This window comes from Sphingomonas humi (assembly GCF_039536725.1).
GTDB classification, from domain to species: domain Bacteria; phylum Pseudomonadota; class Alphaproteobacteria; order Sphingomonadales; family Sphingomonadaceae; genus Sphingomicrobium; species Sphingomicrobium humi.
The window spans coordinates 1112475-1131833 of the sequence record NZ_BAAAZD010000001.1; the positions used below are offsets into that span (position 1 = coordinate 1112475).

General features: G+C 66.3%; 28 protein-coding genes and 1 tRNA gene. 5 read left to right on the forward strand and 24 right to left on the reverse strand.

Going from position 1 to position 19359, the window contains the following annotated elements; genetic code table 11:
• Positions 1–8: 8 nt before the first annotated feature.
• From nadA to ABD729_RS05530, 9 genes are all read right to left on the reverse strand, one after another.
• A complete protein-coding gene (nadA, locus tag ABD729_RS05490) occupies positions 9–1037 on the reverse strand; it encodes a quinolinate synthase NadA (protein WP_344709157.1) in 1029 nt (342 codons plus the stop codon).
• Between the two features lie 16 nt (positions 1038–1053).
• Positions 1054–1755 carry a DUF4230 domain-containing protein gene (locus ABD729_RS05495; RefSeq protein ID WP_344709158.1) on the reverse strand — a complete coding sequence of 234 codons (702 nt, stop codon included), beginning with the start codon at positions 1753–1755 and terminating at the stop codon, positions 1054–1056.
• Positions 1743–2576 (reverse strand): MBL fold metallo-hydrolase, encoded by an 834-nt coding sequence (locus ABD729_RS05500; RefSeq protein ID WP_344709159.1) that lies wholly within the window; start codon positions 2574–2576, stop codon positions 1743–1745. Before ABD729_RS05500 ends, ABD729_RS05495 begins: the two co-directional genes overlap by 13 nt.
• Positions 2577–2613: 37 nt before the next feature.
• Positions 2614–3129 (reverse strand): hypothetical protein, encoded by a 516-nt coding sequence (locus ABD729_RS05505; protein ID WP_344709160.1) that lies wholly within the window; start codon positions 3127–3129, stop codon positions 2614–2616.
• Between the two features lie 76 nt (positions 3130–3205).
• On the reverse strand, positions 3206–4462 hold the full coding sequence (locus tag ABD729_RS05510) for a glycosyltransferase (RefSeq protein WP_344709161.1): 1257 nt from the start codon (positions 4460–4462) through the stop codon (positions 3206–3208).
• A gap of 252 nt (positions 4463–4714) precedes the next feature.
• The gene (gene grxD, locus ABD729_RS05515; RefSeq protein WP_344709162.1) at positions 4715–5029 is read right to left on the reverse strand and encodes a Grx4 family monothiol glutaredoxin; all 315 of its coding nucleotides are present in this window, start codon (positions 5027–5029) and stop codon (positions 4715–4717) included.
• A 6-nt stretch (positions 5030–5035) separates the two neighbouring features.
• Positions 5036–5272: a BolA family protein gene (locus ABD729_RS05520; RefSeq protein ID WP_344709163.1), complete on the reverse strand. Its 237-nt coding sequence runs from the start codon at positions 5270–5272 to the stop codon at positions 5036–5038.
• 5 nt (positions 5273–5277) lie between these two features.
• On the reverse strand, positions 5278–5604 hold the full coding sequence (locus ABD729_RS05525; RefSeq protein WP_344709164.1) for a DUF1476 domain-containing protein: 327 nt from the start codon (positions 5602–5604) through the stop codon (positions 5278–5280).
• Between the two features lie 164 nt (positions 5605–5768).
• Positions 5769–6299 carry a fasciclin domain-containing protein gene (locus ABD729_RS05530; RefSeq protein WP_425564847.1) on the reverse strand — a complete coding sequence of 177 codons (531 nt, stop codon included), beginning with the start codon at positions 6297–6299 and terminating at the stop codon, positions 5769–5771.
• 170 nt (positions 6300–6469) lie between these two features.
• Here ABD729_RS05530 and ABD729_RS05535 point away from each other — a divergent pair, with 170 nt between their 5' ends.
• A complete protein-coding gene (locus tag ABD729_RS05535; protein WP_344709165.1) occupies positions 6470–6796 on the forward strand; it encodes a hypothetical protein in 327 nt (108 codons plus the stop codon).
• 6 nt (positions 6797–6802) lie between these two features.
• On the opposite strand, the gene ABD729_RS05540 is transcribed toward ABD729_RS05535, so the two are convergent.
• From ABD729_RS05540 to ABD729_RS05575, 8 genes are all read right to left on the reverse strand, one after another.
• On the reverse strand, positions 6803–7798 hold the full coding sequence (locus tag ABD729_RS05540) for an NADPH:quinone oxidoreductase family protein (protein ID WP_344709639.1): 996 nt from the start codon (positions 7796–7798) through the stop codon (positions 6803–6805).
• Between the two features lie 86 nt (positions 7799–7884).
• On the reverse strand, positions 7885–8568 hold the full coding sequence (locus tag ABD729_RS05545; protein ID WP_344709166.1) for a glutathione S-transferase family protein: 684 nt from the start codon (positions 8566–8568) through the stop codon (positions 7885–7887).
• On the reverse strand, positions 8565–8909 hold the full coding sequence (locus ABD729_RS05550; protein ID WP_344709167.1) for a hypothetical protein: 345 nt from the start codon (positions 8907–8909) through the stop codon (positions 8565–8567). Before ABD729_RS05550 ends, ABD729_RS05545 begins: the two co-directional genes overlap by 4 nt.
• An 8-nt stretch (positions 8910–8917) precedes the next feature.
• Entirely contained in the window at positions 8918–9553 is a 636-nt protein-coding gene (locus ABD729_RS05555) for a 3-oxoacid CoA-transferase subunit B (RefSeq protein WP_344709168.1), read from the reverse strand.
• Complete coding sequence (locus ABD729_RS05560; protein WP_344709169.1) at positions 9553–10074, reverse strand: YybH family protein; 522 nt, start codon at positions 10072–10074, stop codon at positions 9553–9555. Before ABD729_RS05560 ends, ABD729_RS05555 begins: the two co-directional genes overlap by 1 nt.
• Complete coding sequence (locus ABD729_RS05565; RefSeq protein ID WP_344709170.1) at positions 10071–10781, reverse strand: CoA transferase subunit A; 711 nt, start codon at positions 10779–10781, stop codon at positions 10071–10073. Before ABD729_RS05565 ends, ABD729_RS05560 begins: the two co-directional genes overlap by 4 nt.
• Before the next feature lie 137 nt (positions 10782–10918).
• Positions 10919–11581: a PEPxxWA-CTERM sorting domain-containing protein gene (locus tag ABD729_RS05570; RefSeq protein WP_344709171.1), complete on the reverse strand. Its 663-nt coding sequence runs from the start codon at positions 11579–11581 to the stop codon at positions 10919–10921.
• 342 nt (positions 11582–11923) lie between these two features.
• A complete protein-coding gene (locus ABD729_RS05575) occupies positions 11924–12721 on the reverse strand; it encodes an MmyB family transcriptional regulator (protein ID WP_344709172.1) in 798 nt (265 codons plus the stop codon).
• A gap of 110 nt (positions 12722–12831) precedes the next feature.
• On the opposite strand from ABD729_RS05575, the gene ABD729_RS05580 reads away from it, so the two are divergent.
• Positions 12832–13224: a hypothetical protein gene (locus tag ABD729_RS05580; RefSeq protein WP_344709173.1), complete on the forward strand. Its 393-nt coding sequence runs from the start codon at positions 12832–12834 to the stop codon at positions 13222–13224.
• A 117-nt stretch (positions 13225–13341) separates the two neighbouring features.
• Here the strand turns inward: ABD729_RS05580 and ABD729_RS05585 are convergent, their stop codons facing one another.
• The 4 genes from ABD729_RS05585 to pgsA form a co-directional block, all read right to left on the reverse strand.
• The gene (locus ABD729_RS05585; RefSeq protein ID WP_344709174.1) at positions 13342–13584 is read right to left on the reverse strand and encodes a hypothetical protein; all 243 of its coding nucleotides are present in this window, start codon (positions 13582–13584) and stop codon (positions 13342–13344) included.
• Between the two features lie 87 nt (positions 13585–13671).
• Complete coding sequence (locus ABD729_RS05590; RefSeq protein ID WP_344709176.1) at positions 13672–14310, reverse strand: glutathione S-transferase family protein; 639 nt, start codon at positions 14308–14310, stop codon at positions 13672–13674.
• Positions 14311–14396: 86 nt separating this feature from the next.
• Positions 14397–14696, reverse strand: coding sequence for an SCP2 sterol-binding domain-containing protein (locus ABD729_RS05595; RefSeq protein ID WP_344709177.1), 300 nt, complete (start codon positions 14694–14696; stop codon positions 14397–14399).
• 84 nt (positions 14697–14780) lie between these two features.
• On the reverse strand, positions 14781–15347 hold the full coding sequence (pgsA, locus tag ABD729_RS05600; protein ID WP_344709178.1) for a CDP-diacylglycerol--glycerol-3-phosphate 3-phosphatidyltransferase: 567 nt from the start codon (positions 15345–15347) through the stop codon (positions 14781–14783).
• A gap of 118 nt (positions 15348–15465) precedes the next feature.
• On the opposite strand from pgsA, the gene ABD729_RS05605 reads away from it, so the two are divergent.
• On the forward strand, positions 15466–16803 hold the full coding sequence (locus ABD729_RS05605) for an MFS transporter (protein WP_344709640.1): 1338 nt from the start codon (positions 15466–15468) through the stop codon (positions 16801–16803).
• A gap of 3 nt (positions 16804–16806) precedes the next feature.
• Here ABD729_RS05605 and ABD729_RS05610 read toward each other — a convergent pair whose 3' ends face one another.
• From ABD729_RS05610 to ABD729_RS05620, 3 genes are all read right to left on the reverse strand, one after another.
• The gene (locus ABD729_RS05610) at positions 16807–17001 is read right to left on the reverse strand and encodes a hypothetical protein (RefSeq protein WP_344709179.1); all 195 of its coding nucleotides are present in this window, start codon (positions 16999–17001) and stop codon (positions 16807–16809) included.
• 98 nt (positions 17002–17099) lie between these two features.
• Positions 17100–18707: a putative bifunctional diguanylate cyclase/phosphodiesterase gene (locus ABD729_RS05615; RefSeq protein WP_344709180.1), complete on the reverse strand. Its 1608-nt coding sequence runs from the start codon at positions 18705–18707 to the stop codon at positions 17100–17102.
• Between the two features lie 68 nt (positions 18708–18775).
• Positions 18776–18861 (reverse strand) — tRNA-Leu (locus ABD729_RS05620).
• 131 nt (positions 18862–18992) lie between these two features.
• Here ABD729_RS05620 and ABD729_RS05625 point away from each other — a divergent pair.
• On the forward strand, positions 18993–19118 hold the full coding sequence (locus tag ABD729_RS05625; RefSeq protein WP_344709181.1) for an entericidin EcnA/B family protein: 126 nt from the start codon (positions 18993–18995) through the stop codon (positions 19116–19118).
• Positions 19119–19160: 42 nt separating this feature from the next.
• A complete protein-coding gene (locus ABD729_RS05630) occupies positions 19161–19298 on the forward strand; it encodes an entericidin EcnA/B family protein (protein WP_344709182.1) in 138 nt (45 codons plus the stop codon).
• The last annotated feature ends 61 nt before the right edge of the window (positions 19299–19359 follow it).

Below are 19359 nucleotides of genomic sequence, written 5' to 3' on the forward strand. Positions count from 1 at the left end.
CGTGTGCGTCAGTCGCGCAAGGGAACGACGCTGTCGTGACTGCCGGCGATGACCGGCCGGCCGACATCGCCCTGGCCGACGGTGCGGCCCGCCATTTCGAGCATGCGTTCGAGGGGAACCCGGGCGCGGTCCATCAGCTCTGGGTCGAGCTCGATCCGGGGTTCGAGGTCGCGCAGCGAGATGTAGAGCTTCTCGAGCGTGTTGAGCGCCATGTACGGGCACATGTTGCAGTTGCAGTTGCCGTCGCCGCCGGGGACCCCGATGAAGGTCTTGTGCGGCGCGGCCTTTTCCATCTGGTGGATGATGTGCGGTTCGGTCGCGACCAGGATCACCTCGGCCGGCGAGGCGATCGCGAAATCGAGGATCGCGCGGGTCGATCCGACATGGTCGGCGTGATCAATGATGTGCGGCGGGCATTCGGGATGCGCGGCGACCGGGGCGTCCGGATATTGCGCCTTGAGCTTGAGCAGCTCGGTCTCGGAAAAGGCCTGGTGGACGATGCAGATGCCCGGCCACAGCAGCATGTCGCGCCCGGTCTTGCGCGCGAGATAGCCGCCGAGGTGGCGGTCGGGGCCAAAGATGATCTTCTGATCCTTGGGGATCTGGCTGAGGATCACGTCGGCCGAGGAGCTGGTGACGATGATGTCGCTCTGCGCCTTCACCGCCGCCGAGCAATTGATGTAGGTCAGCGCGATATGGTCGGGGTGGGCGGCGCGGAAGGCGGCGAACTGGTCGGGCGGGCAGCTGTCCTCGAGGCTGCAGCCAGCGTCCATGTCGGGCAGGATCACGGTCTTCTGGGGTGACAGGATCTTGGCGGTTTCGGCCATGAAGCGGACGCCGCAGAAGGCGATGACGTCGGCATCGGTCGCCGCGGCCTTGCGGCTGAGGTCGAGGCTGTCGCCGACGAAGTCCGCGAGGTCCTGAAGCTCGGGCTTTTGATAATAATGCGCGAGGATGACGGCGTTCCGCTCCTTCTTGAGGCGCATGATCTCGGCGAGCAGGTCGGTGCCGGCGGGCGGGCGGAGCGGTGCGTTCATGATGGCTCAGATAGGCTCAGCGCTGGCGATCCGCCAGCACCTGCTCGATCGTGCGGCTGACGTCCCAGCGTTCGCCGTCGCGCACGCCCGAGGCCGGGGTGACGACGCGGACGGTGACGGGGCCGAGGCCGGCGGCGTCGAGCGGGGCGCGGGCAAGGTCGGCGACGAGCTTTTCGGCGTTGGCCTGGGCCTTGGCGAGGTTGGCAGGCTCCGCGGCGATGCGGCCGGCTTCGGCGGTGGCGAGCTGCGAGGCGCGGCGCTGGAGGTTGGTCGAAGCGCCGCGGGTGACGAAGATGCCCGACGTGCCGGCGACGTCGCGACGGCTTTCATCGATGTTGGGCGGGTCGGCCGCGACGAGGGGAACGCGGATGACGAGGGTGCGCGCCTTGGGGTCCCAGGCGTAATCGTCGGCGCCGAGGTCCTTGAGGTCGAGCGTGTAGCCGACGCTGTAGGGGAGGGTCGCCTTTTGCGACGAGCGCAGGAGCGGGACGGCGCCGGGGTCGACGCTGGTGACATCGAGGGTGCCGTTGATCTCCCCCACCTTGAGCGCGGTCTTGTTGGAAAAGGTGGCGGAGAGGACGCGGACGATGCCCTGCGCCTGCGCGAGCTCTTCCTCGACGCGGCGTTCCTCGGCCTGCCGCGCCTGGTACCAGACGATCCCGCCAATCAGCATCGCCGCGATCAGCAGCAGCGGCCAGTAGCGCTTCAAACCTTCCATCGACCGTCAACGCAGGTGACGCTCCCACGCTCCTCGAGGGTGATGAGATGGGCGAGCGCGGTGGCTTCGGCGGCGGGGCGGAGGCGCTGGTCGAGCGCGGGATAGGCGCGCAGCGTGAGGTCGCGAAGCGTGGCGGGGGCTTCCTCGAGCAGGCGAAGGAGCTGGCGCTCGCGCTGGACGCGGTGGGTGAGCATGCCGCGCAGGAGCCGCTGCGGGTCCTCGATCGGCTCCCCGTGGGCGGGGTGGTAGAGGGTCTCGGAGCGACCCTGAAGCTTCTGCAGGCTCGCCATATAGGCGCCCATGTGGCCGTCGGGCGGGATCACGACGGTGGTCGACCAGCCCATCACATGATCGCCGCTGAACAATCGGTGCCCCCACGCGAAGCACAGGTGGTTCGAGGTGTGGCCGGGGGTGTGGACGGCTTCGAGCGTGACGAACCCAGCGAGAATCGTCTCGCCATCGGCAAGGATGCGGTCGGGGGCGTAGCTGGTGTCGAAGCCCGCTTCCTGGCTTCCCGGAACGACCAGCGGCGCGCAGCCCCAGACCGGGGCGCCGGTGCGCTGCGAAAGGGGCAGGGCGGCCGGGCTGTGGTCGCGGTGGGTGTGGGTGACGAGGATGGCATCGACCGGACGGCCGGCGATCGCGCGCTCCAGCGCGTCGAGGTGATCTGGATCGGCCGGGCCCGGATCGAGGATGGCGAGGCGGTCGGTGCCGATCAGGTGCACCCACGTCCCCTCGCCGGTGAAGGGCGACGGATTGGGCGCGAGCAGCCGGGCAAGGCCGTCCTCGAGCGGGAAGAGAATGCCGGGAGTGTGGGTCACCCGGCCTGCTCAAGCAGAGCCGGGGCCGGGCCGCAACTCACTCCCGCGCGGAGGATTGGGCGATTGCCTGGTTGAGCGCGGTGATGACGCGGGTCCGGGTTTCGGGCGAAAGGTTCGTGTCCGCCTCGATCCGCTTGGCGGCGTCGCGCAGGCGCTGGACCCAGGCAACGTCGGTCTCGCCGCCCTTGGCGCAGAGCAGGATACGGGTCTTGCTCTGCTTGCCCTTGTCGGTTGCATCGGCCTCGGTCTCGAACTTGCGGCCGCCTTCGCAGCCACCGAGCATTGCCACTGGGGCACCCGGTCCGCCGGGACGCACAACGCGGACTTCGCGGATTTCGCGGTGCTCGGCGGGACCGTCCTTGCCGCTGCGCATGATGATGACGTTGCGCTGGACGTCCTGGCCGGCGCCTTCGCCCTTGCGCTCGGTCGTGACCGAGCCGTCGGCATATTCACGAATGACGGTTTCCCGTACGACCTTCCTGGGGTCGGCCGGCGGGGCCGGAGTGGCAGGCGCGGCCTGGATCAGGGCCGTCAGCAGCAGGGTGGTCAGCATCGGCAAGTTCCCCCTTGTGTGGTGCGTCGCGCGCTTCATCAACGATGCGGCGGTTAAACGCAGGGTGAACGGCGCGTCAGGCCTGGGCCAGCGCCGGCGTGGAGGCGACCTGGGGCCGGCCGCTGGCCGCGGCGTGGGCAAGGGCGTGGGGGATGATGGTGCCGAACAGCTTTTCCATGCTGTGCGGCCAGCTGAATTCGCCCGAGACATAGTCGCGCCCGCGCTCGCCCATCGCCTTGTGGTCGTCGGCCAGCACCTTGAGGATGTTGGCGCTCATCGCGTCGACGTCGGCGACCGGGCCGAGCAGGCCCATGCCGGGAAGGACGCGTTCGGGCATCGCGCCGCCGTCCACCCCGACCACCGGCAGGCCCGAGGCCTGAGCCTCGATCACCGATACGCCAAAGGTCTCGTTGGGCATGGCCGAGACGTAGAGGTCGGCGCTGGCGAGCCAGCGGGCGAGCACCGCGCGGTCGGTGACGAAGCCAGGCGTGATGATCCGCGGGTCGCCGAGCGCCTCGAATTGTTCCTTCTGCGGACCCTGGCCGAGGATGACGAGCCGCGCGCCGAGGCTTTCGGGAAGCGCGCGAAAGGCATCGACGACGATGTCGGGGCGCTTTTCGATATCGCAGCGGCCGACATAGATGAGGAGTGGCTGATCATCGCCGAGCCCGATCGAACGGCGAAGTTCGGGATCGCGGCGGTCGGGGCCGAAGTCGGTGAGGTCGACACCGAGGGGGAGGATCTGCACGTCCTCGACGCCCAGCGTGCGCAGCAGGCGGCCGCCGCCCGCCTCAGACAGGGCGTAGACGCAATCGAACTGGCGATAGAGGCGGCCGCAATAATCGTAGCAGAGGCGGCCGGCACGCGCGGCCAACGCGTCGGGCATGACCTTGGCAAAGGGCCGCTCGACATAGGCGTAGGGAAAGTCGGTCATGTAGCCGGCAACCAGCGCGGTGCCCGGATATTCGCGGCGGTGGGCGAGCGCGGCCCACGGCAGATTGTAGGCGTCCTGGCACTCGATCACATCGGGGGTGAAACTGGCAAGCGCCTTTCGGACCGCGCCGTTGCGCAGGAGCAGTCGGTAGTTGGGGCTGAACGGCACCTTGGGGCTTTTGAGCCAAACGGTGATGGCGCGGCCGCCCTCGCTTTCCTCGATCGCGTCGGTGCGGCCGGGAAGGATCATCAGGTGGCTGTGCGGGGTATTTTCGATGATGTGGGCGCGCTTGGCGCGAAGATAGGTGCCTACGCCGCCGCCGACTGCCGACCAGCTCTGCGTCAGGTCGGCGAGCAGCAAGGGCCGTTCGGAAGAGGGCGGTGGGACGGCAGCGTTCACGACACCAGCCAATGCATTGCGGGGCGCAAAGTGCCGCGCCCGGTCCGAAGTGTCGGAAGGTTTGACAGTCGGCGCCAGCCGTCATCGACCTCGACGACGGAAAATGGCGCAAATCCGCCACTCAAATCAAATTGGCACGGCGACTGCATTAGTATTGCTGTCCACTTTGGTTCCACGCCAAACAGAGGGGCGGCTGAGCGGTTTCTGGTCCCGCTTCGCCGCCCCTTCTTGTTTTGTCCGGGCAAGAAAGGCTCAAGCGTCCGCTGCGACCAAGGTCTTGAGTTCGCCACTTTCGAACATTTCCATCATGATGTCCGACCCGCCGACGAATTCGCCCTTCACGTAGAGCTGGGGAATGGTCGGCCAGTCGCTATATTCCTTGATGCCCTGGCGGATTTCCTGGTCCTGGAGGACGTCGACCGTTTCGTAGGTGGCGCCGAGGTGATCGAGGATGGCGATGGCGCGGCTGGAGAAGCCGCACTGCGGGAACAGGGCGGTGCCCTTCATGAAGAGGACGACGTCATTGCCCTTGACGAGGGTGTCGATGCGATCGTGAGCGTTGCTCATGGCTGGTTACTCCTGGGGGGCGGCGGTGGTCAGCTGGAGGGCGTGGAGTTCGCCTCCCATGCGGTCACCGAGCGCCCGGTAGACGAGTTGATGCTGGCGGACCCGCGGCAGGCCGGCAAAGGCGGCGCTGGTCACGGTGGCGGCATAATGATCGCCGTCGCCGGCGAGGTCCCGGATTTCGATCACGGCGTCGGGAAGCGCGGCGCGGATCAGGGCTTCGATGTCGGTGGCGGCCATCGGCATGCGGCTTAGCCCTGTGCTTCCATCAGCTGGCGGCGGGCTTCGGTGGTCTTGTCGGACAGCGCCTGGCGGATCGCAGCCTCGTCGGTTTCGACGCCGGCAGCGGTGAGGTCGCCGAGCAGCTTGCGGACCACGTCCTCGTCACCCGCTTCCTCGAAATCGGCGCGGACGACGTCCTTGGCATAGGCTTCGGCCTCGACCGCGGAGAGCTTCATCAGGCCCGCGGCCCAGTGGCCGAGCAGCTTGTTGCGCCGGGCGATGACGCGAAACTTCATCTCCTCGTCATGCGCGAACTTGGTCTCGAAGGCCCGCTCGCGATCGTCGAAGGTGCTCATGGTTGCTCCCGCAGAAAGTGTCTGGCGGGAGATAGGCGGGGGGAGGGCGAGTGGCAATGCGCCCGGTGGAGCAGGCAGGTCCGTCATTGCGAGCTGAAAGCGAAGCAATCCGGGGCTGGGCCGATGGATTGCTTCGCTTCGCTCGCAATGACGAACGAGTGGATTTACGGCATTACCACCGTGTCGATGGCGTGGATCACGCCGTTCGAGGCCATGACGTTGGCCGTGACGACGTGGCTCATGCCGCCCTTGGCGTCGGTCAGCATGATGCGGTCGCCCATCAGCGACGCCTTGATGGTGCCGCCCTGGACGGTGGTGAGGGTGGCGGTGCCGCCGCCGTCCTTGATCAGCTTGGTCAGCTGTGCCGCGTTCACCCGGCCGGGGACGACGTGGTAAGTCAGGACCGAGGTGAGGGTCGCCTTGTTTTCGGGCTTGAGCAAAGTCTCGACGGTGCCGGCAGGAAGCTTGGCGAAGGCGGCATTGGTCGGCGCGAAGACGGTGAACGGGCCCTTGCCCGACAGGGTTTCGGCAAGGCCGGCGGCCTTCACGGCCGCGACGAGGGTCGAGAAGTCCGAGTTGCCGACCGCGACTTCGACCACGGTCTTGCCGGGCATGTTGTGGTGATCGAGTGCCGCCGCGGGGGTTGCGGCGAGGGTAAGGCCGGCAAGGGCGGCAAAGAAAACGGGTGTGCGCATCGAGAATAGGCTCCGGTGCTGTGATGACGGCGGAACTGCCGGTCGAGGCAGGAGATGGTGCGCTGATACCCTGCTTTTCAGACGGTCTTTGGGCGGTGTCCGCAGGGCTGCTTGCCAATCTGCGCCACCGCGGCGCATGGTCTGCCAATTCTTCAGCTGGAGTAGCCTTTATGATCAGCCTGTTGCTTGCCCTTGCCGTCGTTCAGGACGCGCCTGCCAACCCGATCCAGGCCGCGGCGATGAGCTTTTCCGCCTGCGTCAAATCCAAGGTGCCCGCGGTGGCGCCGGCCTTGACCCCGGAAGCGGGCGCCGACGACGTGATCAAGCAGTGCGACGCGCAGCGCGCCGGGCTCGAGACGGCGGTCGAAAGCGCGATCGCCGCCGCTCCGCCCGAGCAGCAGGCGATGGCGCGCGAACAGTATAAGGCCGGCATGGCGCGGGGCCGCCAGGGGCTCATCGACGGCATCAAGGCGATGCGCGCCGCGCCGGCCAAGTAGGCCGGACTAGAGCTCGACCACCAGCTTGCCGATGACCTGGCGCGCTGCCATCGCGGCGATGGCCTGGCCGGCGTCGGCAAGCTTGTAGGTGGCGCTGACCCGCGGGGCGATGCTGCCGGCGTCCCACAGCGCGAACAGTTCCTCGACATGGGCCTGGTTAGCGGCCGGGTCGCGCGCGGCGAAGGCGCCCCAGAAGACGCCGCACACATCGCAGCTCTTGAGCAGGGTGAGGTTGAGCGGGAGCCGCGGGATGCCGGCGGGGAAGCCGACCACCAGGTAGCGGCCTTCCCAGGCGATCGCGCGCAGGGCCGGCTCGCAATAGTCGCCGCCGACCGGATCGTAGATGACGTCCGCGCCCTTGGGCCCGACCGCAGCCTTGAATTGTTCGGCGAGCGCCTTGCTGCCGTCCTTGTCGAACGGCCCGCGGGGATAGACGATCGCCTCGTCCGCACCGGCATCGCGCGCGGCCTCAGCCTTGTCCTCGCTGGAGACGGCGGCGATGACGCGGGCGCCGCGGGCCTTGCCGAGTTCGACCGCCGCCAGGCCGACGCCGCCGGCCGCGCCGAGCACCAGGAGAGTTTCGCCGGCCTTGAGGTGGCCGCGATCCCACAGGGCGTGGATCGAGGTGGCATAAGTGAGGAGCAGCGCCGCGCCTTCGGTGAAGCTGCGGCTTTCGGGCAGGCGGAAGGCGGCGGCGGCGGGGATGACGATCTGTTCGGCAAGGCCGCCATGGCCCGGAACCGCGATCAGGCGGTCGCCCCGGGCCCAGCCGCTGACGCCCTCGCCGACCTCAAGCACTTCGCCGGCGACTTCTCCGCCGGGGGCGAAGGGGCGGGGCGGGCGCATCTGATATTTGTCCTCGATGATGAGGACGTCGGGATAGTTGATCGCCGCGGCGCGGACCCGGACGAGCAGCTGGCCGGGACCGGGGGTGGGATCGGGAAGCTCGTCGAGGCGAAGGGTGTCGGGGCCGCCGGGGGCGTGGGAGAGCAGGGCTTTCATCATAACCTCGTCATTGCGAGCGGAAGCGAAGCAATCCACCTCGCCGCGCTGGATTGCCGCGTCGCTGCGCTTCTCGCAATGACGAACTAGGCCGAATCGCGATAGTCGGCGGTGATGGTGCCGGCCGCCGCAAGTTCCTGCTCATGCCCCTCTTCGCGATAGGGTTCGGCGAGCGCGGCTTCCTCCCACGCGCGCATGGCGGGGAGGGCAAGCATTCGCTCCACCCACAAGGCAGCGAGCGGGCCCATCGGCAGGCCGTAGGTGCGGATGCGGAAGACGACCGGGGCATAGAAGGCGTCGGCGGCGGTGAAGGCCGGGCCGGCGAGGAAGGGACCGCCGAAGTGCGTGAGGCCTTCTTCGAGCAGTTCGGCAACGCGGGCGACGTCGCGTTGCAGCGCGCCACGCATCGGGCGCGGCTCGACGCGGACCCCGACGTTCATGGTGCAGTCGTTCCTGAGCGCGGAGAAGCCGCCGTGCATCTCGGCCGCGACGCACATCGCGAAGGCGCGGGCATCGGGGTCGGCGGGCCAGACGGCGGGGAAGCGCTCGCCAAGGTAGAGCGCGATAGCGAGGCTGTCCCAGACCGTGCGCGCGCCATCGACCAGCACCGGCACCTGGCCGGTGGGGGAAAAGCGGCGGAAGTCGGCATGGTTGTCGAGGCCGGCGAACTGGACCTGTTCTTCCTCGAAGGGGATGCCGAGCGTCGTCATCAGCACCCACGGGCGCAGCGACCAGCTGGAATAGTTCTTGTTGGCGACGATGAGCTTCATGGAGTTCGGCTCCGCTGGCGATAATCCTCGGCGATCTCGGCTCCGGTCATGCCGTCGAAGGTGGCGCGGCGGAGCTTGTCCGGGTCGGCCGCGACGCGGCGGCTGCCGACGGTGGCGAGGGCCTGGTCGAAGGCGAGCCGGTCGTCGGAAGACAGCTGCTCGCGGGCAGCCGCGGCGGTGGCGGCGAAGCGCCCGGGCGAAGAGCCGTCGATGACGACCGGCGGTGCGTCAGGGGCGCAGGACGCAAGGAGCGTTGCGAGAAGCCCTTCGACTGCGCGCTTCGCGCTCCGCTCAGGTCGAACGATCGAGTTTGTCGTTCGTGCCGAGCGACGTCGAAGCACGCCGGTGCCTAGCCTTCGTAGGCCGCCGTGGTCTTCTGCCGTACTTCCTCGGCGGTGACGCCGGGCGCGATTTCGATCAGGCGGAACGGGCTCTGGTGATCGGCGCGCTGGAAGACGGCAAGGTCGGTGATGATCATGTCGACCACATTGCGGCCGGTCAGCGGCAGGGTGCATTCGGGGATGAATTTCGGATCGCCGTTCTTGGAGGTGTGCTCCATCACGACGATGATCTTCTTGACGCCCGCGACGAGGTCCATCGCGCCGCCCATGCCCTTGATCATCTTACCCGGGATCATCCAGTTGGCGATGTCGCCGCCTTGGCTGACCTCCATCGCGCCGAGCACGGTGAGGTCGATATGCCCGCCGCGGATCATCGCGAAGCTGTCCGCCGAGCTGAAGTAGCTCGACGAGGGAAGCTCGGAGATGGTCTGCTTGCCCGCGTTGATGAGGTCGGCGTCGACCTCGTCGTCATACGGGAAGGGGCCGATACCGAGCATGCCGTTTTCGGACTGGAGGGTGACCTCCAGACCCTGCGGGATGTGGTTGGCGACGAGCGTCGGGATGCCGATGCCGAGGTTCACGTAAAAGCCGTCGCGCAGCTCTTTCGCGGCGCGGGCGGCCATGTCGTCGCGGGTCCAGGGCATCAGCGGCGCTCCATCGTACCGGGTAGCTGCAGGGTCGGTGTGGTCGCCTGCCAAAGGATCGAGTGAACCAGCCAACGGCCGTCGGGCTGACGCGCGAGCTGGAAGCTGTTGATGCCGGATACCTGCACGGTGCCGTCCGTGCTTGTCCCGAGGTAAGTCGACCAGACCTGCGCCAGGTTGCCGAAGATCTGGACCTGACTTTGAAGCTCACGCTCCGTGAACCCGACCTTCTCGAGGAACGGGCCGCTCTTGGCGATATAGTCGTCGAGCGAGCCGCCCTGCAGCCCGCGCGCGCCGACCGAGTAGAGCCTGGCGTCGGGCGTGAAGAGGGTCTTCATCTTCGCGAAGTCGCGCTTCTGCCCGGCCGGTCCGGAGATGATCGCGTAGACGCCAGACACCGCCTGCCGGACGGCTGCTTCGTCAGCAGCGCTCATTTGATAGGCATTCGGCGAAGAAGCGACCGGAATCGCGCCCGTCGGCTGAGTCTGGGTAGCGAGCGCGAGAGCGACGAGCAGGCTCATGCTGCCTCCCGCGCCCGCACGGTGCGGAACTCGATCTTCTTGTCGTAGGGGGCGCCGAGGATCAGGCGCTTCACGTAGATGCCGGGGAGATGGATGGCGTCGGGGTCGAGCGACCCGACCGGCACGATCTCCTCAACCTCCGCGACGCAGACCTTACCGCTGGTGGCGGCGGGCTGGTTGAAGTTGCGGGCGGTCTTGCGGAAGACGAGGTTGCCGCTTTCGTCGGCCTTCCAGCCCTTGATGATGGCGAGGTCGGCGCGGATGCCGCGTTCGAGGATATAGTCCTCACCGTCGAAATTCTTCACTTCCTTGCCTTCCGCGACCTTCGTGCCGACGCCCGTCTTCGTATAGAAGCCCGGAATGCCCGCACCGCCGGCGCGCATCCGCTCCGCAAGCGTGCCCTGGGGGCAGAATTCCACCTCCAGCTCGCCCGAGAGATACTGGCGTTCGAACTCCTTGTTCTCACCGACGTAGGAGCTGATCATCTTCCTGATCTGGCGGGTGCGCAGCAGCTTGCCGAGGCCTTCATTGTCGATCCCGGCGTTGTTGGAGGCGACCGTCAGGCCGGTCACGCCGCTGGTGACGATTGCGTCGATCAGGCGCTCGGGAATGCCGCACAGGCCGAAGCCTCCGGCAGCGATGGTCATGCCGTCGTGGAGCAGCCCGTCGAGCGCCGCCGCGGCATCGGGATAGATCTTGTTGGCCATGCCGCTCCCATAATCAGGACCGACGCCGGGCGGCAAGTTGAAAGAGTTTTCAAGTTTGGGTGAGTTCGAATGGAACGGAGGCCGGTCGCCAAGTTGAGGCAGCCGGTACGTGTGCCCTTCTCCAACTATTGATTACGTTACGCGCCATGCGGCACTGGCCTCGCTCGCCTTCTTACCCGCATGCTGGCGCCGATTGCACCAAAGCCAAAAAGCATCAGTGCCCATGTGGCTGGCTCCGGTACCGCGGGCACATTCGTGCTGCCTAACTGGAAGTCAGTTGCACCAAACCTCAGTGGGGAACGTGCCGACACTTGTCGGATGTACTCACCATCTGTTCGTAAACCGATGAAAGTGAACTCAGACGATCGTTCCGGCGCAATTGGAACGCCGTAGAAGTTGTAGATGTAACCAGTGCTGGTCATCACGAAGATATTCACAGTGCCGACACTCGAAAACATACCCGCGCTAAAGGAAAACAAGTTATAGTTTCCAGAGACATAAGCATTGAAGCCTAGTTGATCATTGTTAGCGCTAGAAGTGATTGCGTTTGACGGGAGAGAGTAGACCCAATCCTTACCGACGACGATGTTTGCGTCGGTTTCAATCGACAGGTCTCCCACGACGTAGGGATTGCTAACCGGAGTGGCGCTATTTGGGTCGAAGCTGTCAAAGTTGAGGTTTTGCTGCACGCCTCCCCAGGTTCCGAAGGTCGTCTGTGAGAATGTAATATCGATTGAAGCTTGCGCCGGCGATGAAGCGACCAGTGCGGCAGACGAGACTGCGAGGAGTGCGAGCTTCATTCATAATCCCCTTTGTTCAACCCGATTTTGCTTGGTGGGGAGCAGCCGACCGAAGGGGAGCGCGATGACGCAGTTCATCTTCGAGGCCAGTACCTTCAGGCGATTCGTGCCCCACAGGCGTGACGGGGGGGGGCGTTATCCAGCCGTGAAAACAGCGTTAGCGGAGCGTTAAAAATGCGATTTGCTTAGGTACAAACAGGGTCGCTTCGTAGATCCAGGCGAACCGCTCGACTTTGAGCGCCTCATGCTCAATTGCCTTCGCGAAGGCAGGGCGACGCTCTCAAGCCGGCTCCTTGCAGGTCGCTAAGTCGAGATCGAGGGTGTAGGAGCGCCTCCGCGCGTTTACTTGGCTGTCGACCCTCCGGCAAGGGCCGCCAGCATGGTGGCGGTGGCGGTGTCGACGGGAAAGAAGCTCTCGATCGTGATCTCCGACAAGGTGACGTCGTTGGCGGTGCCGAAGACCGTGGTCGTCGACAGCAGCGACAGGGGACCGGCATCGGTCGCGAGCATCAGGGGCGACACGAAGTCGCAGGGCGAAGGCGGGCGCTCGGACGAGGGGGCGGGGTAGGTGCGCAGTTCCTGAAGCAACTGTTCGAGGCGCGGATCGGCGCTGGCGCGAAATTGCCGGGCGAGGCGATGGAGGAGGTGGGCCTTCCATTCCGCGAGGTTGAGGATGCGCGGGGCAAGCCCGTCGGGATGAAGGCTGAGGCGGAGGACGTTCGCGCCTGGTCCGAGAAGATGGTCGGCGACACCCTCGAGCAGCCGGGCCACGGCCAGGTTGGCATGGAGCAGGTTCCAGTAGCGATCGATGGCCAGCGCTGGGAAGGGCATGTGGCAGTCGATAATCCGCTCCACCGCGACCCGGGCCGCCGAGAGCGCGGGATCGTCAAGGCTCCGCTCGGCATGATCAGGGGCGAAGCCTGCCGCCAGCAGCAGGCTGTTGCGCTCGCGCAAGGGGAGGTCGAGGCTGTCCGCAATCCGCAACACCATGCCTCGCGACGGGACGGCGCGGCCGGTCTCGATGAAGCTCAGATGGCGGCTGCTGATGTCCGCTTCGGTTGCAAGGTCGAGCTGGCTCAACCGCCGTCGCCGCCGCCATTCCCTGAGCCTGGATCCGAGCGCCGAATCATGTGCGGTCATGGCGCCTTGTCGGGCGGTGACCGCCCCAAGTCCATTACCTCGCAGGTAATCGACGGGCCGCCCGCAGGCCGTGATCCTGGGTCGGCCATCCACTCTAGAGGAGACCGACCATGCACCTTTCTTCCTTTCTTCGCACCGTGTTGAAGCTCGATGCCGCCAGTTGCCTTCTCATGGCGGCGGGGCTGGCGGGAGGTGCGGGGCTGCTTGGCGCGCCACTGGGATTGCCCGTCGCGATGATGTTCGAATCCGGCGTACTGCTTGCCGTCGTCGGGCTCTACATCCTGTGGCTGGGCACGCGCGAGGAGGCACCGCCGATGCTGGTCTGGGTGGTGATCCTCGGCAATCTGGGGTGGGTCCTCGCCAGCCTTGCCGCGCTGAGGCTTGCCCCGGATATCACCGGCCTCGGGTACGCCGCCGTGCTCGGACAGGCAGCGGCCGTGCTGCTGTTTGCGGCGCTGGAGTGGCGCGGCATGCGGGGATCGGCGCTGGCTTCCGCGGGCTGACCGGCCGGCCGAGAAGCGGGATCAGCCGGCGGCATGTCCCGTCGGCTGGTTACCCCCAGCGATCAGGCAAACTGTTCGATCTTCAGCCCTTCGTGCGCGATCGCTTCCGTGTCAGCTTCAGCGTTGCTCCACCATCGCCCACCAGCCCAGGCCCTCGCCCGCGATGTACAGGAAGAAGAGGGTCATCATCGCGAATGCGACGACGGCGCAGCCAAAACCGAGGGGATCCTCGGAGCGGTGACGAACCGCAAGGCGATTCGGCGTAAACGTGCCGGTCCGCAGCGCATCTACGAAACTGAAGCCGCACAGCCCTGCACAAGCCACCGCTATGAGCGTGCCGACGATCCGCCAAACATCCATGGTCCGACATCATGATCGGTGCGCCGACCCGCCGCAACGGCGCAGGCGAGCATCTGTCGGCAGTGAGACGGACGCAGGCGCCAGCGATCAGGCGAACTGTTCGATCTTCAGCCCTTCATGCGCGATCGCCTTCATGAAGGCGGGGCGCTCGACCACGCGGCCGACGAGGGCGGCCCAGCGGGGGTAGAGGGAAAGGTCGAACTTGGCGCCGCGGGCCCAGCGGTAGAAAACGGCCGTGTAGGTGTCGGCGGCGGTGAAGTCGCCGCCCGCCAGCCAACCGTCGCCGCACAGGTCGTCGAGCTCGACGAAATGGCTCGTCAGGGCCGCGTGGGCGCCTTCCTTGATGCCGGGGTGCAGGCTTTCGTCGGGGGTGAAGCGCGCCGGGCGGAACAGGGCGGCGAAGGCGGTGGCGTGGACCGTGCCGCTCAGCCAGCTGAGCAATTGCATGGTCCGCGCGGTCTGAAACGCGTCGCCGCGAGGAACCGAACCGGGGGCGCCGAAGGTGTCGGCAAGGTAGCCGAGGATGGCGAGGTTCTCGGTGATCGTGCCCTGGTCGGTGACGAGCGCCGGCACGCGGCCATGCGGATTGATCGCGAGATAGTCGGCCGAGCGCTGCTGGTTGGCGGCGAAGTCGACCCGCTCGGCCTGATGCTCGGCGCCGGCTTCGTGCAGCGCGGTGTGGGAGACGAGGCTGCAGGCGCCGGGCGAGAAAAAGAGTTTGAGCATGGATTCTCCGTCGGCCCCCGGCGGAAGAACCGGAGCCTCGGGCGACAACGCGTGGTGCGCCGCCCGAGGCCCAAGCCAGATGTGGCTTAGCGCAGCTTGGCGAGGACGCCCTGGAGCTGCATCGCGTTCGACATGTCGCCTTCGACCTTGAGCTTGCCGGTCATGAAGGCGGTCATGCCGTCGAGCTGGCCGGCGGCCATCGATTCCCAGTCGGCCCAGCTGACCTTGAGGGTGGTGTCGGCGGGCGAGTCCGCGTCCTCGGTGACCTGGCTGGCCTGACCGTCGAGCAGGATCGCGCCCTCGTCGCCGAAGTGCAGCCGCACCTTCTTGCCAGGTACGAACGCCTGCGCTTCCTGCATCTTGGTCACCAGTTCCTGCTTGGTCATCGCGTCAATCCTCCTGACAATGTTGTAGGTAAGTGGGTAGCGAGCGGGCCGAAACGGGGCAAGCCGTCCGCAAGGCCGCCCGGCTCAATCCATGTGCTTGAGGCCGATGCGAAGGTAGTCCCAGCCGGTGATGCCGGTCAGGATCGCCGCTGCCCACAGGCTGACGAGGCCGGTCGCATGGACCCACCAGACGTCCGGCGTCGCGCCGGCGAGGATCAGCGCGCCCAGGGCGACGAGCTGGAAGGTGGTTTTCCACTTGGCGAGCTTCGACACCGGCATCGAGACGTGCAGGGGAGCAAGGAATTCGCGCAGCCCCGAGACGAAGATCTCGCGCAGCAGGATGACGCCGGCGGGGATGAGGTGGAGGCCGTGGATGATCGGCGCCGCGCTCGTCTGGCGGGTCGAGACGAGCATCAGGATGACCGCGGCGACCATGATCTTGTCGGCGATCGGATCGAGGAACTGGCCGAGCCGGCTGATCCGCCCCTGCGCGCGGGCGAGGTAGCCGTCGAAATAATCGGTGATGCCGACGATGCAGTAGAGGATGAACGTGACCAGATAATCGACCGGCTGCGGCGTCCACAGCAGGAACACCAGGATCGGCACCGCGAAGATGCGTGACAGGGTCAGGATATTGGGCAGCGAGAGCATCGGTCGCCCCTTCCTTAGGCGAAGCCGGGCCGAACACCAAAGAGGCTTGTGTTGGCGGCGGCCCCAAGCCCCGCTAAGCCCTTGGAGAACAATCGCTGCGTAAGGCGCGTCAAGCTTGATCAACAATGTTTCGCACCTGCTGAAGACCCGGCGTTTCCTGCCGCTGTTCGTCACCCAGTTCCTTGGTGCCTTCAACGACAACCTGTTCCGCACCGCGATGGTGATGCTGGTGATCTACGGCATCTATCGGTCCGAGGAGCAGGAGGCGGCCTTTTCGGCGCTGGCCGGCGGATTGTTCATTCTGCCCTTCTTCCTGCTGTCAGCGCTGTCGGGGCAGCTTGCGGACGCGATCGACAAGACCCGGATCATTCGCGCGGTGAAGACCGCGGAGATCGGGATCATGCTGTTCGGCGCGGCCGGCCTCCTCCTCCTCAACGTGCCCCTGATGCTGATCGCGCTGACCGCGATGGGCGTCCATTCGACCTTCTTCGGACCGATCAAATACGCGATCCTGCCCCAGCATCTGGAGGCGGACGAGGTGCTTGGCGGGACCGGGCTGGTCGAGGCCGGGACCTATATCGCGATCCTTGGCGGGACGATCCTTGGCGGGCTGCTGGTCGTGCAGGATCAAGGCGGGGGCTATCATGCCGAATATGCGGCGCTGGCGGTGCTGCTGGTCGCGCTGGCGGGCCGGATCGTGTGCCAGTTCGTGCCCGCCGCGCCGCCCTCGACCGAGGACAGCGGGGCGATCAATGATCCCGACATGCCGCGGCCGGGGATGGACTGGCATATCCTGCGCGCGTCGATCAGCCTGGTGAAGGCGACCATGCACGTGCCCCGGCTGTTCGTCGCGATCATGGCGATCAGCTTCTTCTGGGCGATGGGCGCGGTACTGGCGGCGCAATTCCCGCCGCTGGTCAAGAACGTCTTCGGCGGCGACCAGAGCGTCGCGACCCTGTTCCTGGCGATCTTCTCGATCGGCGTCGCGCTTGGCTCGGTGATCATCAACTGGCTGCTGAAGGGCGAGGTGTCGGCCCGCTTCGCACCGATCTCCGCGCTGCTGATGGGGGCCTGCGTGCTGGCGCTCTACGTCCTCAGCATTGGCTGGACGGCTTTTCCCGAGCTGGTCGGAATGCGCACCTTCCTTGCCGAGCCGACCGGCTGGCCGGTGGTGCTGGCGCTGTTCGGGGTGGCGACCTTCGGCGGCATGTTCGTGGTGCCGCTCTATGCGTTTCTCACCACCACCGTTCCCAAGGCGGAAACCGCGCGGACCGTCGCGGCGAACAATATCGTCAACGCCGGGGCGATGGTTGGCGGCACCGTGCTGCTGGTCGCCCTGACCAAGCTTGGCGTGACGATCGAGCAGACGCTCCTGCTGGTGGTCGCCGGGACGCTCGTTTCGGCGCTGCTGGGGCGCAAGCTCCACCGCGCCTGTGTTGCGGCGGGCTGTCCTTAAGCGTCAGGCGATGAACAGGCTGACCGCGAGGAAGCCTGCGGCATAAGCGGTCAGGAACAGCTTCGCATTACCGCCAAGCGTCGCAGGCAGCTTCTCGCCGATGTGCCCAAGCCAGCGTCGGCCAATGCCGAAGCGGAGGGGATGGGTGCCGCCGAGGCGGACCGAATAGGGGTTGTCGAGAGTACGGGTACGGGACATGGCGAGACCTTAACGCGGTTTTTACCATGTCGGAAACGGCAGGCGCGGGGCCTGGTTGCGGGCTGTGCCGCTTCGGGACGACCGTAGGGGTCTAGGGCCTAGCTTGCCTGGCGGAGCTTGACGTCGCCCGCGTCGCGATGACGGCGCAGCAGGTCGGCGGCGGCGTCGGCGGTCATCGGTTTGCCGACATACCAGCCCTGACCGGTCTTGGCGCCGAGCGTGGCGGCCTTTTCGTAGGTCGCCGCATCCTCGAGCCCTTCGGCGGTGACCGGAATGCCGAGCGCCTGCGCAAGGGTGGTGACGGCACGGACGATGGCGATGCTTTCGCGATCGACATGCACCGTCGCCATGAAGCTGCGATCGATCTTGATCATGTCGAGCGGCAGCATGCGCAGGTGCGACAGGCTGGAAAAGCCGGTGCCGAAGTCGTCGAGCGCGAGGCGCACGCCCTGGTTCTTCAGGCTGACGACGAGATTGCGGGCAAGGTCGATGTCCTCGAACAGCGAGCTTTCGGTCAGTTCGACGATCAGCCGGTTGGCCGGGAAGCCATGTTCGGTGATCATCCGGACCAGCCGCTGCGCCAGCCACAGGTCGGACAGTTGCGCCGGCGAGATGTTGATCGACAGGCTGAAGTCGCCGTCCCACTGCCGCGCCGCGTCTAGCGCCTGCGCGATCACCGATTCGCTCAGCGACCCGATCAGCCCGATCTCTTCGGAAACGGGGATGAACAGTTCGGGGCTGAGCAGGCCGCGATTGGGGTGCTGCCAGCGGGCGAGCACTTCAAAGCCGGTGAGCGCGCCGGTCCGAAGGTCCACCTGTGGTTCGAAATAGGGCAGGAATTGGTGATGCTCGATGCCGACGCGGATCGCCTGCTCGAGCTCGCTGCGTTCGATGAGCGCGCGTTCCATGCCGGCGTCGAACCATGTCGGGCGTGCCGCGCGGGTGCTTCGGGCATGGTCGAGCGCGATGTCGGCACGGCGCAGGATGTCGGCGGCGCGGCAGGCGGTTCCGGCAGGGGCATTGGCGATGCCCGAGATCGCCCCGACCTGGATATATGTCCCCTCGATATCGTAGGTCCGGCTGACGTCGCGCAGAAGGGTTTCCGCGAGGCGCTCGGCGGAGGGGAGATTGTCCTTGTGGACGGGGAGGGCGATGGCGAACTCGTCGCTCGAAAGCCGCGCCAGGACCGCGCCTTCGGGCACGTGCAGGCGCAGTTCCTCGCCGATCCGGCGCAGGGTGGCGTCACCCACGTCGAAGCCGAAGCGGTCGTTGATCCGCTTGAAGCGCTGCATCTGGAGCGAGATGATGACGAGGCAGTGGCCGGCATCGATCGCGGTCTTGCAGAGCGTCTCGACCCCGGCGGCGAACCCCTTGCGGTTGGCAAGGCCGGTGATGCTGTCGGTTTCTTCCTGAAGCGCGGCGCGACGGCGATCCTCGGCCCGGAGCGCGGCCTCCTGCTGGAGGTCGGCGTAGCGACGCCAGCCGAACAGAAGCAGAGCAACGTTTAGAACCAGCGCGGCCGCGGCGATCTGCACGCTGGGATCCAGCCCGCTGATCTGCTGACTGGCGACGATGTGAAGCAGGCTGCTGCCGTTCCAGACGAACGCGCCCAGAGCGCAGAGCAGCAGGACCACCACCGGCCACTCGGCCCGGCTGACAAGCGGCGGCGGACTTTCGGCAATGCGAACAGGCTTCAAACCAAGCATGCGGCCTGCATGCATCAGCAGGGATTAAATATTCCCTCCAGATCGGATGCATCCTGCAACTGATCTGCTGGTGCGGACGGCGGGACTTGAACCCGCACTTCGTTCCCGAAAGCCGATTTTAAGTCGGCAGCGTCTACCATTCCGCCACGTCCGCTCGTCCGCACGAATGGCCTTGCGGGGCGGGACCGGTCAAGCATTGGCGGGCTGCGGAAAAAATTACGGCGGCGTCATGGACCCGCTTGCCTGTTTTCGCGTTCGTTCAGCCGCAAGACAGGAGAGAAGATCATGGTTCGCAAGGTAATGACCCTAGCCCTCATCGTGGGCTCGATGAGCATCGCAGCGTGCAACACCGTTCGCGGTGCGGCGGCGGACGTCAATTCGGCGGCCAACGCAGTCGACAACAAGATGTGATCTGCGGCATGGGTCATTTCGGGATCATAACGGAGTAGACCCATGCGCAAGTTCGTGACCCTGGCCCTGATTGGCGGCTGCCTGGCACTTGGTGCCTGCAACACCGTCCGCGGGGCCGCCAATGACCTCAACTCGGCTGCCAACTGCACCGAGAATGCGATCAACGGCCAGCGCTGCTGACAGCGCTTAAGGGCTGAAAAGAAAAACCCCGCCGGTGATGAGCCGGCGGGGTTTTTCATGC

Excerpts from the sequence above, each read along its gene's own strand:
- nadA (WP_344709157.1), bottom strand. The coding sequence starts at position 1,037 with ATGAACGCACCGCTCCGCCCGCCCGCCGGCACCGACCTGCTCGCCGAG.
- ABD729_RS05495 (WP_344709158.1), bottom strand. The coding sequence starts at position 1,755 with ATGGAAGGTTTGAAGCGCTACTGGCCGCTGCTGCTGATCGCGGCGATG.
- ABD729_RS05505 (WP_344709160.1), bottom strand. The coding sequence starts at position 3,129 with ATGCTGACCACCCTGCTGCTGACGGCCCTGATCCAGGCCGCGCCTGCC.
- grxD (WP_344709162.1), bottom strand. The coding sequence starts at position 5,029 with ATGAGCAACGCTCACGATCGCATCGACACCCTCGTCAAGGGCAATGAC.
- ABD729_RS05520 (WP_344709163.1), bottom strand. The coding sequence starts at position 5,272 with ATGCCGATGGCCGCCACCGACATCGAAGCCCTGATCCGCGCCGCGCTT.
- ABD729_RS05525 (WP_344709164.1), bottom strand. The coding sequence starts at position 5,604 with ATGAGCACCTTCGACGATCGCGAGCGGGCCTTCGAGACCAAGTTCGCG.
- ABD729_RS05530 (WP_425564847.1), bottom strand. The coding sequence starts at position 6,299 with ATGCGCACACCCGTTTTCTTTGCCGCCCTTGCCGGCCTTACCCTCGCC.
- ABD729_RS05535 (WP_344709165.1), top strand. The coding sequence starts at position 6,470 with ATGATCAGCCTGTTGCTTGCCCTTGCCGTCGTTCAGGACGCGCCTGCC.
- ABD729_RS05540 (WP_344709639.1), bottom strand. The coding sequence starts at position 7,798 with ATGAAAGCCCTGCTCTCCCACGCCCCCGGCGGCCCCGACACCCTTCGC.
- ABD729_RS05545 (WP_344709166.1), bottom strand. The coding sequence starts at position 8,568 with ATGAAGCTCATCGTCGCCAACAAGAACTATTCCAGCTGGTCGCTGCGC.
- ABD729_RS05555 (WP_344709168.1), bottom strand. The coding sequence starts at position 9,553 with ATGCCCTGGACCCGCGACGACATGGCCGCCCGCGCCGCGAAAGAGCTG.
- ABD729_RS05560 (WP_344709169.1), bottom strand. The coding sequence starts at position 10,074 with ATGAGCCTGCTCGTCGCTCTCGCGCTCGCTACCCAGACTCAGCCGACG.
- ABD729_RS05565 (WP_344709170.1), bottom strand. The coding sequence starts at position 10,781 with ATGGCCAACAAGATCTATCCCGATGCCGCGGCGGCGCTCGACGGGCTG.
- ABD729_RS05570 (WP_344709171.1), bottom strand. The coding sequence starts at position 11,581 with ATGAAGCTCGCACTCCTCGCAGTCTCGTCTGCCGCACTGGTCGCTTCA.
- ABD729_RS05575 (WP_344709172.1), bottom strand. The coding sequence starts at position 12,721 with ATGACCGCACATGATTCGGCGCTCGGATCCAGGCTCAGGGAATGGCGG.
- ABD729_RS05580 (WP_344709173.1), top strand. The coding sequence starts at position 12,832 with ATGCACCTTTCTTCCTTTCTTCGCACCGTGTTGAAGCTCGATGCCGCC.
- ABD729_RS05585 (WP_344709174.1), bottom strand. The coding sequence starts at position 13,584 with ATGGATGTTTGGCGGATCGTCGGCACGCTCATAGCGGTGGCTTGTGCA.
- ABD729_RS05590 (WP_344709176.1), bottom strand. The coding sequence starts at position 14,310 with ATGCTCAAACTCTTTTTCTCGCCCGGCGCCTGCAGCCTCGTCTCCCAC.
- ABD729_RS05595 (WP_344709177.1), bottom strand. The coding sequence starts at position 14,696 with ATGACCAAGCAGGAACTGGTGACCAAGATGCAGGAAGCGCAGGCGTTC.
- pgsA (WP_344709178.1), bottom strand. The coding sequence starts at position 15,347 with ATGCTCTCGCTGCCCAATATCCTGACCCTGTCACGCATCTTCGCGGTG.
- ABD729_RS05610 (WP_344709179.1), bottom strand. The coding sequence starts at position 17,001 with ATGTCCCGTACCCGTACTCTCGACAACCCCTATTCGGTCCGCCTCGGC.
- ABD729_RS05615 (WP_344709180.1), bottom strand. The coding sequence starts at position 18,707 with ATGCTTGGTTTGAAGCCTGTTCGCATTGCCGAAAGTCCGCCGCCGCTT.
- ABD729_RS05625 (WP_344709181.1), top strand. The coding sequence starts at position 18,993 with ATGGTTCGCAAGGTAATGACCCTAGCCCTCATCGTGGGCTCGATGAGC.
- ABD729_RS05630 (WP_344709182.1), top strand. The coding sequence starts at position 19,161 with ATGCGCAAGTTCGTGACCCTGGCCCTGATTGGCGGCTGCCTGGCACTT.